12 protein-coding genes are annotated in these 15,658 nt (G+C 71.4%); all 12 read left to right on the plus strand.

The features are described from left to right. The 12 genes from AB0J24_RS02880 to AB0J24_RS02935 all read left to right on the plus strand — a co-directional run bounded on the left by AB0J24_RS02880 (position 1) and on the right by AB0J24_RS02935 (position 15,644). Positions 1-846 carry an ABC transporter permease gene (locus tag AB0J24_RS02880; protein ID WP_358674523.1) on the plus strand — a complete coding sequence of 282 codons (846 nt, stop codon included), beginning with the start codon at positions 1-3 and terminating at the stop codon, positions 844-846. Continuing rightward, the gene (locus tag AB0J24_RS02885) at positions 843-2,279 is read left to right on the plus strand and encodes an MCE family protein (protein WP_358674526.1); all 1,437 of its coding nucleotides are present in this window, start codon (positions 843-845) and stop codon (positions 2,277-2,279) included. Before AB0J24_RS02880 ends, AB0J24_RS02885 begins: the two co-directional genes overlap by 4 nt. Beyond that, positions 2,276-3,571 carry an MCE family protein gene (locus AB0J24_RS02890; protein ID WP_358674528.1) on the plus strand — a complete coding sequence of 432 codons (1,296 nt, stop codon included), beginning with the start codon at positions 2,276-2,278 and terminating at the stop codon, positions 3,569-3,571. Before AB0J24_RS02885 ends, AB0J24_RS02890 begins: the two co-directional genes overlap by 4 nt. Then, complete coding sequence (locus AB0J24_RS02895) at positions 3,571-4,536, plus strand: MCE family protein (RefSeq protein ID WP_358674531.1); 966 nt, start codon at positions 3,571-3,573, stop codon at positions 4,534-4,536. Before AB0J24_RS02890 ends, AB0J24_RS02895 begins: the two co-directional genes overlap by 1 nt. Continuing rightward, positions 4,536-5,936 (plus strand): MCE family protein, encoded by a 1,401-nt coding sequence (locus AB0J24_RS02900; RefSeq protein ID WP_358674534.1) that lies wholly within the window; start codon positions 4,536-4,538, stop codon positions 5,934-5,936. The genes AB0J24_RS02895 and AB0J24_RS02900 overlap by 1 nt, the downstream gene beginning before the upstream one ends. Further along, entirely contained in the window at positions 5,933-7,240 is a 1,308-nt protein-coding gene (locus tag AB0J24_RS02905; protein WP_358674536.1) for an MCE family protein, read from the plus strand. Before AB0J24_RS02900 ends, AB0J24_RS02905 begins: the two co-directional genes overlap by 4 nt. After that, on the plus strand, positions 7,237-8,532 hold the full coding sequence (locus AB0J24_RS02910; protein ID WP_358674539.1) for an MCE family protein: 1,296 nt from the start codon (positions 7,237-7,239) through the stop codon (positions 8,530-8,532). Before AB0J24_RS02905 ends, AB0J24_RS02910 begins: the two co-directional genes overlap by 4 nt. 202 nt (positions 8,533-8,734) lie before the next feature. Further along, a complete protein-coding gene (locus AB0J24_RS02915) occupies positions 8,735-9,304 on the plus strand; it encodes a hypothetical protein (RefSeq protein ID WP_358674542.1) in 570 nt (189 codons plus the stop codon). An 80-nt stretch (positions 9,305-9,384) separates the two neighbouring features. Further along, entirely contained in the window at positions 9,385-10,314 is a 930-nt protein-coding gene (locus AB0J24_RS02920) for a hypothetical protein (RefSeq protein ID WP_358674545.1), read from the plus strand. A 280-nt stretch (positions 10,315-10,594) separates the two neighbouring features. Continuing rightward, the gene (gene rplJ / locus AB0J24_RS02925) at positions 10,595-11,155 is read left to right on the plus strand and encodes a 50S ribosomal protein L10 (RefSeq protein WP_358674548.1); all 561 of its coding nucleotides are present in this window, start codon (positions 10,595-10,597) and stop codon (positions 11,153-11,155) included. A gap of 41 nt (positions 11,156-11,196) precedes the next feature. After that, complete coding sequence (gene rplL / locus AB0J24_RS02930) at positions 11,197-11,589, plus strand: 50S ribosomal protein L7/L12 (protein WP_344028818.1); 393 nt, start codon at positions 11,197-11,199, stop codon at positions 11,587-11,589. A 557-nt stretch (positions 11,590-12,146) separates the two neighbouring features. After that, entirely contained in the window at positions 12,147-15,644 is a 3,498-nt protein-coding gene (locus AB0J24_RS02935) for a DNA-directed RNA polymerase subunit beta (protein WP_358674551.1), read from the plus strand. The last annotated feature ends 14 nt before the right edge of the window (positions 15,645-15,658 follow it).

Genomic DNA, 15,658 nt, shown 5'->3' on the forward strand with positions numbered 1-15,658 from the left:
ATGGCCACCACCCGAGTCGGCGCGCGGGTCCGCAGGGCCGCGCAGGCCCCGCTGAACCAGCTCGAGGAGCTGGGCGACCAGTTGTCGCTCTACATCCGGTCGATCCTCTGGATCCCGAAGACGCTCACCCGGTACCGCAAGGAGGTCGGCCGGCTGCTGGCCGAAGTGTCCTTCGGCTCCGGCGCACTGATCGTCATCCTCGGCACCGTCGGCGTCATGGCGTCGCTGTCGCTGTTCGTCGGGTCGCTGGTCGGCCTGCAGGGCTTCCGGGCCCTCGACGCGCTCGGTGTCGAGGCGATGACCGGGTTCATCACCGCCTACTTCAACACCCGTTCGATCGCGCCGCTGGTCGCGGCCGCGGCACTGACCGCGACGCTCGGTGCCGGCTTCACCGCCCAGCTCGGCGCCATGCGGATCTCCGAGGAGATCGACGCACTGGAGGTCATGGCGGTGCCGTCGGTGCCCTACCTGGTGACCACCCGGGTGATCGCCGGAATCGTTGCGATCGTCCCGATCTACACCCTGGGTCTGCTGGCCAGCTACGCCGCGGCCCGGCTGAACGTCACCCTGATCAACGGTCTGCCCGGTGGCACGTACGACCACTACTTCGACCTGTTCCTGCCGGTCAGCGACGTGTTGCTGTCCTACCTCAAGGTGATCATCTTCGCGACGGTGATCATCCTGATCCACTGTCACTACGGGTACTCGGCGAAGGGCGGCCCGGCCGGTGTCGGCGTCGCCGTCGGCCGGGCGGTCCGGCTGTCGATCGTGAGCACCGCGATCATGGACTTCTTCCTGACGCTGGTCATGTTCGGTACCTCGACCTCGGTACGGGTGGCCGGATGAGATCCACGAAGAGAGTCGTGCAGGGGCTGGCGTTCGTCACCGCGATCGTGGTGCTGATCGGGCTCGCGATCGGCCAGTACGCGGGACTGTTCTCCAGCGGTGTCCCGGTCACGCTGAACATCGCCCGGGTCGGCACCCAGATGCAGGAGCGCGCCGACGTCAAGGTGCGCGGGTTGATCGTCGGCCAGGTGGACGAGGTCACCACCGACGGCGAGACCACCAGCATCCGCATGTCGATGGACCCGGACATGATCGACCTGATCCCGGCGAACGTGCAGGCGCAACTGCTGCCCAAGACGTTGTTCGGCGAGAAGTTCGTGTCGCTGGTCCCACCGGCCGCCCCCTCGACCGCCCGGCTCGTCGCCGGCGCGACCGTGCCGGAGGACCGCAGCCGGGCCGCGATCGAGGTCGAGCGCGTCCTCGACGAGCTGCTGCCGCTGCTGCAGGCGGTGCGCCCGCAGGACCTGGCGACCACGCTCGGCTCGCTCTCCCAGGCGCTGCAGGGCCGCGGGGACCAGCTCGGCGAGACCCTGGTCGCGCTGAACACGCTGGCCGAGGGGCTCAACCCGGCCGTCCCCGACCTGCAGGAGGACATCCGCCAGCTCGCGACGTTCGCCGACAACCTGGACGTGGCCGCACCCGACCTGCTCGACGCGGTCGACGACCTGGCCGTCACCAGCGCGACGATCGTCGAGAAGCGCGAGGGCCTGCGCGACCTCTACCGGTCGATCACCGGCGCCTCCGACGACCTGCGCGCCTTCCTCGACGCGAACGGCGAGAACCTGATCGGCGTCGCCGCCGCCAGCCGCCCGACGCTGGAGACCCTGGCCCGCTACTCGCCGGAGTTCCCCTGCCTCACCCGCCAGCTCGTCGATCTCGTCCCGAAGATCAACGACGCGATCCGGCCGGGCACCGACCGGGTCGGCGTCAACATCACGCTGGAGATCGTCGCGAACAAGGGCAAGTACCTCCCCGGCCAGGACGAGCCCGAGTACGCCGACGACCGCGGCCCGCGCTGCTACCCGATCCCGACCCCGGACGGCACCCAGTACCCACCGGACGGGCCGTTCCGGGACGGTTCGGTCGCCACCCCGCCGCCCGCCGGCCAGCCGATGGGCAACCCGGAGGAGTTCGGGGTCGAGACCTTCGGCACGTACGACGGCACGCAGAGCTGGGACCTCGTGCAGGACCAGGGCTCGGAGAACAGCGCAGGCCTGCTGCCCCCGCTGACCGGCGTGCTCGGCGGACTCGGCATCGAGCCGGCGTCGCACCGGGGCCCGGTCGACATGGGCGTCGCGAACTCGGCCGGTGAGCAGCAGGTCGTCGCGCAACTGCTGGCCGCCCAGCAGGGTGGCTCGCCCGAGGCCGTCCCCGCGTGGAGCAGCACCATGGTCGGCCCGCTGCTGCGCGGCGCGGAGGTGACGCTGACATGAGCCGCTTCCCGCTCTCCCCGCTGATCAAGTTCCTGGTGTTCGCGGTGGTCACCGCGCTCGGGACGACCGTGCTCGGCCTGACCATCGCGAACGCCCGCGGCGGCGACGTCACCGAGTACACCGCCCGCTTCACCGACGCCAGCGGCCTGCTGCGCGGCGACGACGTCCGGATCGCCGGGGTCGTCGTCGGCTCGGTCACCGACGTCCGGATCGTCGAGGAGCGGATCGCCGAGGTCGCGTTCAACGTGGACTCGACCACCCCGCTGCCCGCGTCGGTGGGCGCCGGGCTCAAGTACAAGAACCTGATCGGGCAGCGCTACCTGGCGCTCGAACAGGGCCCGGGCCCGACCGGTGAGACGCTGCCGGAGGGCGCACAGATCCCGCTGGAGCGCACCCGTCCGGCGCTCAACCTGACGGTGCTGTTCAACGGCTTCCAGCCGCTGTTCCAGGGCCTCGACCCGGAACAGATCAACCGGCTCTCGATGGAGATCGTGCAGGTGCTGCAGGGCGAGGGGGGCACCGTGCAGAGCCTGCTCGCGTCGACGTCGTCGCTGACCAACTCGATCGCCGACCGGGACCAGGTGATCGGCCAGGTGATCGACAACCTGAACGTCGTCCTGCAGACGGTCAACGAGAACGACGAGGGCCTCAACGAGCTGATCAGTTCGCTGCAGGCGCTGGTGTCGGGCCTGGCGCAGGACCGGGAGCCGATCGGCGAGGCGATCGAGTCGATCGGGACGCTGACCCAGGTCACCGGCTCGTTCCTGGAGGACGCCCGGCCGCCGCTGCGCGACGACATCGCTAACCTCGGCGACCTGGCGGCCGAACTGGACGAGGGCAGGCCGACGATCGAACGGTTCCTGGAGTACGCGCCGTTCAAGCTCAACCGGATCGCCCGGGTCGGCTCGCACGGCAGCTGGTTCAACTTCTACCTCTGCGGCCTGGACGGCCAGGTCGGGCTCTCCCCGATCATCCCGCCGACCTCGCTGGAGGACCTCGGCCTCGATGGGCTCGCGCAGAATCCCGAGCGGCGCTGCGGACCGGACCCGTCCGGGATCGGCGCGGGCAACACCGTCCCAACCGACGGCTCGGCGCCCGGTGCGCAGGACGGCGACAGCCGGGCCCAGCCGGAATCGAACCCGCTGATGCGCGACCCGGGCACCGAGTCCGTCGGGCAGCTCCTGGAGCCGACCGCGCCGCTCGGGCAGGGCGCCCTCGGCGACGGCGACGGCGACGGCGTCGGTGTCGGTGTCGGGGACCCGACCGCGCTGCTGGCGCCGGGAGGAAACTGATGGCACAGGCAGGGCAGAAGCGGCCCGTCCTGGTCGCCACGATCGGCCTGGTGACCGTCGTGGCGCTGACGCTGGCCGCATTCAACTTCGAGGCGCTGTTCTCCGGGGCGACCCGATACACCGCGGAGTTCCCGGAGGCGGCCGGTCTGCAGGCACAGGACCGGGTGACGATCGCCGGCGTCGAGGCGGGCCGGGTGCAGAGCGTCGAGCTGGAGGGCGACCACGTGCTCGTCGCCTTCACCGTGGACGACGCCTGGGTCGGGAACCGGACGACGGCCTCGATCGAGATCGCGACCCTGCTCGGTTCGAAGTTCCTCGCACTGGACCCGCGCGGGGACGCCGAGCAGGACCCGGGCGAACCGATCGGCCGGGACCGCACCACGTCCCCGTTCGACGTCGTCGACGCCTTCAACGAGCTCTCGGGGACCATCGACCAGCTCGACACCGGCCAGCTGGCGACCAGCCTGGACACGCTGTCGGACACCTTCCGTGACACCCCACCGGAGATCCGCGGGGCACTCGACGGGCTGTCCCGGCTGTCCACGACGATCTCCAGCCGGGACGCCGAGCTCAAGCAGCTGCTGGCCAACACCAGGCAGCTCTCGACCACGCTGGCCGACCGCCGCGGTGACGTCGTGAAGCTGGTCGAGGACGGCAACCTGCTGCTCGCCGAGCTGCAGCGCCGCAAGGACGCGATCTCCGACCTGCTCCAGGGCGTCCGGACGCTGTCGGTGCAGCTGCGCGGCCTGGTCGCGGACAACTCCGAGCAGTTGCGGCCGGCCCTGGAGACCCTGGACCGGGTGCTCGCGGTGCTCGAGACCCACCGGGACGACCTCGGCGAGATCCTGGACAAGGAAGCGGTGTTCATCCGGGTGTTCGGCAACGCGCTCGGCAACGGCCGCTGGTTCGACAACTACCTGTGCGGGCTGCTCCCGCCGGCGATCGTGCTCGGGGGTGACTGCTGATGGGCTCCTGGGCCCAGGACCGCCGCACGATCCAGGTCGGCGCGCTGGTCGCCGTGGTCGCCGTGCTCGCGGCCACCGCGATCTGGACGATCAGCTCCGGTGGCGGGCGTCCGGTCACCGCGTACTTCACGAACGCGGCCGCGCTGTTCGAGGACAACGACGTCCGGGTGCTCGGCGTGCCGGTCGGCAGGATCGACCGGATCACACCGGAGGGCGACCGGGTGCGGGTCGACATGACGATCACCGACGACGACGTCCGGCTCCCGGCCGACGTGCGGGCCGCCGTGATCTCACCGAGCCTGGTCACCGGCCGGTACGTGCAGCTGACGCCGGTGTGGACCGGCGGCCCGGAGTGGGACGGCTCGCCGATCCCGCTGGAGCGGACCGCGTTCCCGCTCGGCGTCGACGATCTCACCCGGACCGCCACCGAGCTGTCCCGGGCGCTGGGACCGCAGGGCGCCAACGCCGACGGATCGTTGAACGAGGTGCTCGACGTCGCCGCCGAGAACCTGGACGGCAACGGGCGTGCCCTCAACGACACGATCCGCAACCTCGGCGGGCTCTCGGCGACGCTGAGCGGTTCCAGCGACGACCTGTTCGGCACCGTCACCGAGCTGCAGAAGTTCGTCGCCACCCTGCGGGAGAACGATCCGGGGGTGCGGGAGCTGAACGAGCGGCTCGCCGACGTGACCGGGTTCCTCGCGGGGCAGCGGGGTGAGCTGGGCGGGGCCCTGCACGAGCTGTCGTTCGCGCTCGGTGAGGTCTCCGCGTTCGTCGAGGACAACCGCGGTGCGCTGCGCTCCAACGTGGACCGGCTCGCGGGCGTGACCCAGGAGGTCGTCGACCACCAGCGCGCGCTGGCCGAGATCGCCGACTCGGCACCCGCCGCACTGGGGAACCTGGCGAACATCTACAACGGATCGTCGGAGACCCTCGACACCCGGGCCAACATCAACGAGCTGGCCTACCCGGCACCGGTGATCGTCTGTGAGCTGCTGCGGCGGACCGGCGCGACGATCCCGGGCGACCTGCTCGAACCGGTCACCGGGCTGTGCGGTGATCTCGCCCCGATCCTGGACGGGATCGTGCCGCTGCCCTCGCCGCAGGAGATCCTCACCCAGGTCCAGCAGGGCGGCCCGGCCCTCAACCCGGTCGTGCCGCAGCTGATGCCCGGCTCGCCGCTGTCGCTGACCGATCCCGGTTCGCAGCTGCGTGACCCGGGCACCGCACCGCCACCGGAACCCGGAGCCGTCCCGGACGCGGAACCGACCCCGTCGGCCCCGTCCGTCCCCGCCACCCCGGCGCCGTCGTCGGGCCGGGAGGCGACACCGACCCCGGTGCCCGAGCCGCAGGAGAGCCGCGGCGGCCTGTTCGGCGGCCTGTTCGGAGGTGGATCGTGACCGGCAGGCTCGGGAGAACCGCCGCGCTGCTGACCGCGACGGCGGTCGCGGCGAGCGGCTGCGGGGTGATCGACGGCGGGCTCCGGGGGGTCCCGCTGCCCGGCGGCGCGAACCTCGGCGACGACCCCTACTCGGTCCGCATCGAGTTCCCGGACGTCGTCGACCTGGTGCCGCAGTCGATCGTGCGGGTCGGCGACGTGCCGGTCGGGGCGGTCGAGTCGGTCGCGGTCGAGCCGGAGCGCTGGAACGCCGTCGTCACCGTCCAGGTGAACGGCGACGTGCAGCTCCCGGCGAACGCCACCGCCCGGGTGCGCACGACGTCGCTGCTCGGTGAGAAGTTCGTCGAGCTCGCCTCCCCGGACGGGCCCGGGCAGGGCGACCTCGCCGAGAGCGGACAGATCGCGTTGGCCGCCACGAGCCGGGCCGCGGAGGTCGAGGAGGTGCTCGGCGCGCTGTCGTTGCTGCTCAACGGTGGCGGCGTCGCGCAGATCCGGACGATCGCGACCGAACTGAACAACGCGCTGTCCGGGCGGGAGCCGGAGATCCGTGCGCTGCTGAGCAACCTGGACCAGCTGGTCGGCTCGCTCGACGACAGCCGCGACGACATCAACCGCGCGCTGGACAGCATCGACCGGTTGTCCGCGACGCTGGCCGAACGGCGCGGACAGATCCGCACCGCGCTGAACGACATCAGCCCGGGCCTGCGCGAGCTGGAGTCCCAACGGGCCCAGCTAGTCGGCATGCTGCAGGCGCTCGACCGGCTCTCCGGCGTCGCGACCGACGTGGTCGACCGCTCGCGCGACGACCTGCTCGCCGATCTGGAGGCGCTGCGGCCGATCCTGCGCAACCTGGCCGACTCCGGGCAGGACCTGCCGAACTCGCTGGAGCTCCTGCTCACCATCCCGTTCACCGACGCCGCGACCGACGCGGTCGCCGGCGACTACGCGAACCTCTACGTGAAGCTCGACCTCGATCTGGGCTCGGTGCTGCGCAACATCCTGAACACCCGCCAGTCCGGGCTGCCGCTGGACCCGGCGCAGCTCGCGCAGCTCCCGCCGACGGCACAGCTGCTCGTCCCGCTGCTCGGCGGTGAGCCACCGGTCACGGCGCCCGCCCCCGGTGCGCCGCCGCTGCCGCTGCTGGGGCCGGAACAGGCGACGCCGGAGCCCGCACCGGAGGACGGGGCCGCGACGCCGGCACCGCCCGGTTCGACCCAGGGCCAGACCCCGGCACCGGCCCCGACCCCGGCTCCCGAGCCGGGGCGCGGCGGCCTGCTCGGCGGGCTCTTCGGAGGTGGATCGTGATCACCAGGACCGTCCGCTGGCAGCTGATCGCGCTGGCGATCGTCACGGTCGTCGGCGTCGGCTACGCCGGCTTCCGCTACGCCGGCCTGGACCGGATCTTCGGGGCGACGACCTATCCGGTCACCGTGCAGCTCGCCGAGTCCGGCGGGATCTTCACCGGAGCCAACGTCACCTACCGGGGTGTGACGGTCGGCCGGGTCGGCCCGCTCACCCTCTCCGACGCCGGGGTCGACGTGCAGCTCGACATCGACAACGGCGCCCCGGAGATCCCGACCGACACCACCGTCGTCGTCGGGAACCTGTCGGCGATCGGTGAGCAGTTCGTCGACCTGCAGCCGGTCGCGGACGGCGGTGAGACACTCGCCGCGGGTGCCGTCATCCCGCAGGAGCGCACCCGCACGCCGGTCGAGATCAACACCTTCCTCACCGAGCTGGACCAGCTCGTGTCCACCGTGCCGCAGGACTCGCTGCGCACCGTCGTCGCCGAGCTCGGTCAGGGTTTCGCCGACACCGCCCAGCCGCTGCAGCAGCTCCTCGACACCTCCGGTGAGTTCGCCCGGGCCGCGACCGAGGCGTTGCCGCAGACGACCGCCCTGATCCGGGACGCCCGTCCGGTGCTGACCACTCAGAACGACATCGCGCCGCAGTTCCGCGAGTTCGCCGGTGGCCTGCGCGAGATCGCCGAACAGCTGCGCGAGTCCGACCCGGACATCCGCCGGATCGTCGACGACGGTCCGCGGACCGGTGAGCAGCTCGGCGCGCTGATCCGGGAGAGCGGCCCGGGGCTCGGCGAGTCGGTCGCGAACCTGCGGACGGTCGCCGAGCTGCTCGAACCGCGGCAGGCCGGGCTGCGCCAGATCCTCGTGACCTATCCCGGCCTGGTCGCCGTCGCACCGAAGGTGGTGCCCGGTGACGGGACGGCTCACCTGGGACTCGTCGTGAACCTGTTCGACCCGCCGGTGTGCGCCCGCGGTTACGAGGGGACGGCCAACCGCGGTGCGCTCGACGTGAGCGAGACCCCGGTCAACGACGAGGCCCGCTGCGCCGAGCCCCCCGGCAGCCCGACCTCGGTCCGCGGGATGCAGAACGCGCCCCGTCCGGAACCGGTGGAGGTGCCGGACCACTCCGGGAACTCCGGCCACCCGAGCTTCGGCGGGGGGCCGGTGGACCGGCCCCGTGACTTCGGGCCCGCACCCCGACCGAACGCCGGTTCCCTCGGCGACGACGCGGTCCGCCGGACGAGCGGCCCGGACCTGGTCTCCGACGCCGCCCAGATCCTGCTGCGCGGATGAGCGCCGTGGGTCCCGTGCACACCGGCGGCATCCCGGAGCACACGATCGCGGCCACGTCCCGGACGGGACGCGGCCGGCACGACGGCCGAGGGAGCCGTGGCCGTCCACCCGGACGGCCCGACCCTCGACCGGTTCACCGGTCGCCCTCCGGGGCGGCCCCCGAGCGGCTGTGCCCCCGCAGCCGGGAGGAGGAACGCTCCCCATGAACACCCGACTCGACGACCGCCCGCCCGCCGCCGCGGATCCGGAGCGGCCGGCACCCGGCGGCCGTTGGACCCGCGTCCTGCCGCTCGCCGCGGTGGCGGCGGCCCTCGCGGCCCTGTTGTCCGGAGCGCTGTGGCTGCTCGCGCTGAACAGTGACTCGGTGCAGGTCGCGCAGGCCCGCGACGAGGCGCTGCGCGACGCCCGGCAGGCCGTCGTCAACCTCAACACGCTCGACCACGCCGACCCGCAGCGCGGACTGGACCTGTGGATCCAGTCGTCGGCGGGCTCGGTGCGCGACGAGTTCGTGCAGAACCGCGACGCGTACGCGCAGCTCGTGACCGAGCAGGGCCGCACCACCTCGGCCGAGGTCACCGACGCCGCCGTCACCGAGGTCGACCCCCGGGCGGGTACCGCACGGGTGCTGGCCGGAGTCGACGTGACGGTCACCGCCCAGGGCGGTGAGCCGACCGTCACCCGGCAGCGCATCGAGCTCGGCATGACCCGCACCGACGACGGCTGGAAGATCGACGCCCTGGAACCGCTCGTGACGCCCGGCGCAGGCGGATGACCGGACCCGTCCGGCGCATTCCCACCGGCGGCCGTCCGGCCGCCCCCGCCCCCAGGTCGACCACCCCAGGAGGTCACCGCATGTCCACCCCCCGTCGCCGCCCCGCGGGTGGCCGCAGACCACAGGTCGCCGGGCGGCCCCGTACGTCCCGCCCCGGGGCCGAGCAGACCGGCACCGACGACGGTGCCCGTGACGACGCCGGCAGCCTGGCCCTCGACGACCGCGCCTCAGCGCCGGCCCGCCGCGGGGCCGGCTCCACCGGGGACCCCGGGCCCACCGGGGACACCGGGGACACCGGTCCCGCTGCCGGTGCCGACGCCGCCGGGGGACCCGGTTCCGGGCCCACCGGAGACGCCGGGCCCGCCGGAGACGCCGGGCCCGCCGGGGATGCCGGTTCCGGGCCCGCCGGGCCCGGACCGGAGGGACAGGCCGGGGACGACCCGGCCGCCGCTGACCCGGCCGCGCCCGGTCGCCGGCCCGCCCTGCTCGCCGCCCCGGCCACGACCCGCGGTGCCGCGGCGTTGCTCGCCGTCACCGCCCTGCTGACCGCGGCGGCCGTGTTCTTCGGCGTCTCCTGGTACACCACCGCGTTCACCGGCTCGGCCGGGAACGCGGCGCTCACCGACGTCGGCGCCACCGCTGCGGTGAGCGAGCAGGTCACCGAGGCCGTCACCAAGGTCTACTCGTTCGACCACGCCCGGCTCCAGCAGGCCGAGGACGACGCCCGCGCCGTCATCACCCCTGAGTTCCAGCCCGAGTTCGACCGCATCTTCGGCAGCGTCCGGGAGCTGGCGCCGCAGCAGAACGCCGTGGTCACCGCGACCGTCCCGAAGTCCGCGGTCGCCCGGATCGACGGTGACGACGCATCGGTGTACGTCTTCGTCAACCAGGTCATCCGCCGTCAGGACGACGCCGGCGTGCCGCAGGAGGGCGCTGCCGCGGCCCGGCTGCGGGTCGACGCCCAGTTCGTCGACGGCCGGTGGAAGATCTCCGCGATGACCCCGGCCTGACCGGCCCCGCACCCCCGGTGCGCGGGGGTGCGGTCCCCAGGCGTACGCTCGTCGTCGATCCACCGAAGACCGCAGGTCTGCTTCCGGACTCGTCCGGGAGCACGAAGGTCCCGGAGCACCGGGCGACCCGCGCAGGAGGACGAGGCGATGCAGGGCGCCCGGCGCCCGCACGACATGTCACGCCCCGTGCCCTGCGCACGGGGCGTTCGTCGTCTCTCGGGGTCCGTGCGGTGGCACACCGCAAGAGCACGAGGACCAACCACCCGAGAGGAGGGCAGCGATGGCACGACCTGACAAGGTCGCGGCGGTCGACGAGATCGCCAACCGGTTCCGCGAGTCATCCGCGTCGGTCGTCACCGAGTACCGCGGGCTCAGCGTCGCCAAGCTGACCCAGCTGCGCCGGGACCTGGGTGCGGGCGCGAACTTCCGCGTCGCGAAGAACACCCTGGTCAAGCGCGCAGCAGCGGATGCCGGGGTGCAGGGTCTGGACGACCTGCTCGCCGGCCCGACCGCGATCGCGTTCATCCAGGGCGAGCCCGTCGACGCGGCGAAGGCGATCAAGACCTTCGCCAAGGAGAACCCGGGCCTGTCCATCAAGGGCGGGTACATGGACGGGCGCGCCCTGTCCAGCGCCGAGGTGGAACAGCTCGCGGACCTCGAGTCCCGCGAGGTGCTGCTCGGCAAGCTCGCCGGCGCGATGAAGGCCAACCTGTCGAAGGCCGCGACGCTGTTCAGCCAGCCGGCCTCCCAGGTCGCCCGGCTCGCCCAGGCGCTGGCCGACAAGAAGGCCGAGGGCGAGCCCGCCCCGGCCGCTGCCGACGGCGACTCCGCCGAGAGCTGATCTCCACCACCCCCAGTCTGCTGTAGAGAAAGGACGCCATCATGGCGAAGCTGTCCACCGACGAGCTGCTCGACGCCTTCAAGGAGCTCACCCTGATCGAGCTCTCGGACTTCGTGAAGAAGTTCGAGGAGACCTTCGACGTCACCGCCGCCGCCCCGGTCGCCGTCGCGGCCGCCGGCCCGGCCGCCGGTGGCGCCGCTGCTCCCGCCGAGGAGGAGAAGGACGAGTTCGACGTCGTCCTCGAGAGCGCCGGCGACAAGAAGATTCAGGTCATCAAGGTCGTCCGCGAGGTCGTCTCCGGGCTGGGCCTGAAGGAGGCCAAGGACCTCGTCGAGTCTGCCCCGAAGGCGCTGCTGGAGGCCGTGGGCAAGGACGCCGCCGAGGCGGCCAAGACCAAGCTCGAGGAGGCAGGCGCGAAGGTCTCGCTCAAGTGACCTCACGCTGAGCCGGGCGTGCTGCGCACGCCCACTTGCCCGGAGGGGCGGGGCCCGCATCGGGTCCCGCCCCTCCGTCGTTGCGCGGGATGTCCGACCGGTGGCCGGTCCGACGGTGGCGACGATCATGTCGTTCACCCGGAGCGGGCAGTGTGACTACCGGTCGTCCCGGACATTCGACCGTTCATCGACGGATCGGGGCTTGACTCGGTGCGCCCAGCAGGTCACCCTTGGACAACGATGGTTGCCTGAGTGCTGGAATCGGCGACCTGTCTCGACAGCTGCGTTCTGAGCAGCTATAGTCATTCTTTGCGCTGCCTGCGGCCAGGTTCTGCGCGTTTGCTACCGGGAAGTATCCGGGCCGGGACTGGTTCTGCCAGGCCGACCGCCGGAGAGGGTCCGGCGGAGCACGCGCGGGGCCCGACCGGCCACGGCAGCGCCTGACAACAGACGGCGTGCGACGTGGGCCGACTGCCGAGTCCTCGATCCGGGGGAGACGGTAGCGCTCGCCACCGGCGTACGCCAGACGAGAAGCGCAGTTCTCGGAAGGACGCATCTTGGCTGTCTCCCGCGCCGCCGCGACCACCTCGACCCTCTCCGCTTCGGCGAACCCGAACTACCCCGGCGCACCCACCCGGGTCACCTTCGCGAAGATCGCCGAGCCGCTGGAGGTCCCGGACCTGCTCGATCTGCAGATCCAGTCCTACGAATGGCTGGTGGGCAGCGAGGCCTGGTTCCAGCGCCGGATCGAGGCCGGCGACGACCTTCCGGTCAGCGGTCTGGAGGAGATCCTCACCGAGATCTCCCCGATCGAGGACTTCTCCGGGTCGATGTCGCTGTCCTTCTCCGACCCGCGCTTCGACGAGGTCAAGGCCTCCGTCGAGGAGTGCCGGGACAAGGACATGACCTACGGTGCCCCGCTGTTCGTCACGGCGGAGTTCACCAACAACACCACCGGTGAGATCAAGTCCCAGACGGTCTTCATGGGCGAGTTCCCGGTGATGACCGACAAGGGCACCTTCATCATCAACGGCACCGAGCGTGTCGTGGTGTCCCAGCTGGTCCGCTCGCCCGGCGTCTACTTCGACCACGCGATCGACAAGACGACCGAGAAGGACGTCTACTCCGTCAAGATCATCCCGAGCCGGGGTGCCTGGCTGGAGTTCGACGTGGACAAGCGGGACACCGTCGGTGTCCGGATCGACCGCAAGCGCCGGCAGCCGGTCACCGTGCTGCTGAAGGCCCTCGGCTGGACCGCCGAGCAGATCGGGGAGCGCTTCGGCTTCTCCGAGACGATCATGACCACGCTGGAGAAGGACAACACCGCGGGTCAGGACGAGGCGCTGCTCGACATCTACCGCAAGCTGCGCCCCGGCGAGCCGCCCACGCGCGAGAGCGCCCAGGCCCTCCTGGAGAACCTGTTCTTCAAGGACAAGCGCTACGACATGGCCAAGGTCGGGCGCTACAAGGCCAACAAGAAGCTGGGCCTGGACATCGACACCTCGGTCGGCACGCTGACCGAGGAGGACGTCGCGACCACCATCGAGTACCTCGTCCGGCTGCACGCCGGCGAGACCACGATGACGGTCGGGGGGAACGAGATCCCGGTCGAGACCGACGACATCGACCACTTCGGGAACCGGCGTCTGCGCACCGTCGGCGAGCTCATCCAGAACCAGGTCCGGGTCGGCCTGTCCCGGACCGAGCGGGTCGTCCGCGAGCGGATGACCACGCAGGACGTCGAGGCCATCACGCCGCAGACCCTGATCAACACCCGGCCCATCACGGCCGCGATCCGGGAGTTCTTCGGCACCTCGCAGCTGTCCCAGTTCATGGACCAGCACAACCCGCTCGCGGGCCTGACCCACAAGCGCCGGCTCTCGGCGCTCGGCCCGGGCGGTCTGTCCCGGGAGCGGGCGGGCATGGAGGTCCGTGACGTCCACCCGTCGCACTACGGCCGGATGTGCCCGATCGAGACCCCGGAGGGCCCGAACATCGGCCTGATCGGGTCGCTGTCGTCGTTCGCGCGGGTCAACCCGTTCGGCTTCATCGAGACCCCGTACCGCAAGGTCGTCGACGGCGTCGTCACCTCCCAGATCGACTACCTGACCGCCGACGAGGAGGACCGCTTCGTCGTCGCCCAGGCCAACGCCCGGCTGAACGACGACGGCTCCTTCGCCGAGGACCGCGTGCTCGTCCGCCGCAAGGGCGGCGAGGTCGACCTGATCTCGCCCTCGGGTGTCGACTACATCGACGTGTCGCCGCGCCAGATGGTGTCGGTCGCGACCGCGATGATCCCGTTCCTCGAGCACGACGACGCGAACCGCGCGCTGATGGGCGCGAACATGCAGCGTCAGTCCGTGCCGCTGCTGCGTTCGGAGTCGCCACTGGTCGGCACCGGGATGGAGCTGCGTGCCGCGGTCGACGCCGGCGACGTCGTGGTGGCCGAGCAGGCCGGTGTGGTCGAGGAGCTGTGCGCCGACTACATCACCGTCATGGACGACGAGGGCCAGCGTCAGACCTACCGGCTGAACAAGTTCCGCCGCTCGAACCAGGGCACCTGCAACAACCAGAAGCCGATCGTCGACGAGGGTCAGCGGGTCGAGGTGGGCCAGGTGCTCGCCGACGGGCCGTGCACCGAGAACGGTGAGATGGCGCTCGGCAAGAACCTGCTCGTGGCGATCATGCCGTGGGAGGGTCACAACTACGAGGACGCGATCATCCTGTCGCAGCGCCTCGTGCAGGACGACGTCCTCACCTCGATCCACATCGAGGAGCACGAGGTCGACGCCCGGGACACCAAGCTCGGCGCCGAGGAGATCACCCGGGACATCCCGAACGTCTCCGAGGACGTGCTGGCCGACCTCGACGAGCGCGGGATCATCCGGATCGGCGCCGAGGTCCAGCCGGGCGACATCCTGGTCGGCAAGGTCACCCCGAAGGGCGAGACCGAGCTGACCCCGGAGGAGCGGCTGCTGCGCGCGATCTTCGGTGAGAAGGCGCGCGAGGTGCGCGACACCTCGCTGAAGGTGCCGCACGGTGAGAACGGCAAGGTCATCGGCATCCGGGTCTTCTCCCGCGACGACGACGACGAGCTGGCTCCCGGTGTCAACGAGCTGGTCCGCGTCTACGTGGCCCAGAAGCGCAAGATCTCCGACGGCGACAAGCTCGCCGGCCGGCACGGGAACAAGGGCGTCATCGGCAAGATCCTCCCGGTGGAGGACATGCCGTTCCTCGCGGACGGCACGCCGGTCGACATCATCCTGAACACCCACGGTGTCCCGCGCCGGATGAACATCGGCCAGATCCTGGAGACCCACCTCGGGTGGATCGCCAAGACGGGCTGGGAGATCGAGGGCGAGCCCGAGTGGGCCTCGCGGATGCCCGAGGAGCTGTACTCGGTGCCGCCGGACACCAAGACCGCCACCCCGGTCTTCGACGGTGCCCGCGAGCACGAGATCACCGGGCTGCTCGGGAGCACGCTCCCGAACCGGGACGGCGAGCGGATGGTCGGGCCGGACGGCAAGGCGAACCTGCTGGACGGCCGCTCCGGTGAGCCGTACCCGTTCCCGGTCGCGGTCGGCTACATGTACATCCTGAAGCTGGCCCACCTGGTGGACGACAAGATCCACGCCCGGTCGACCGGGCCCTACTCGATGATCACCCAGCAGCCGCTGGGCGGTAAGGCGCAGTTCGGTGGCCAGCGCTTCGGTGAGATGGAGTGCTGGGCGATGCAGGCGTACGGCGCGGCCTACACCCTGCAGGAGCTGCTGACGATCAAGTCCGACGACGTCGTGGGCCGGGTCAAGGTCTACGAGGCGATCGTCAAGGGCGAGAACATCCCGGAGCCGGGGATCCCCGAGTCGTTCAAGGTGCTGCTGAAGGAACTCCAGTCGCTCTGCCTGAACGTCGAGGTGCTCTCCAGCGACGGTGCGGCGATCGAGATGCGGGACGCCGACGACGAGGACCTCGAGCGCGCCGCGGCGAACCTGGGCATCAACCTGTCCAGCCGCCCGGGCTCGGAGTCGATGACCGTCGACGACGTCGTCAACTGACCCCGCTGCAGACC

Origin of the sequence: Pseudonocardia sp. NPDC049635 (assembly GCF_040659795.1) — a bacterium.
Lineage (GTDB): Bacteria > Actinomycetota > Actinomycetes > Mycobacteriales > Pseudonocardiaceae > Pseudonocardia.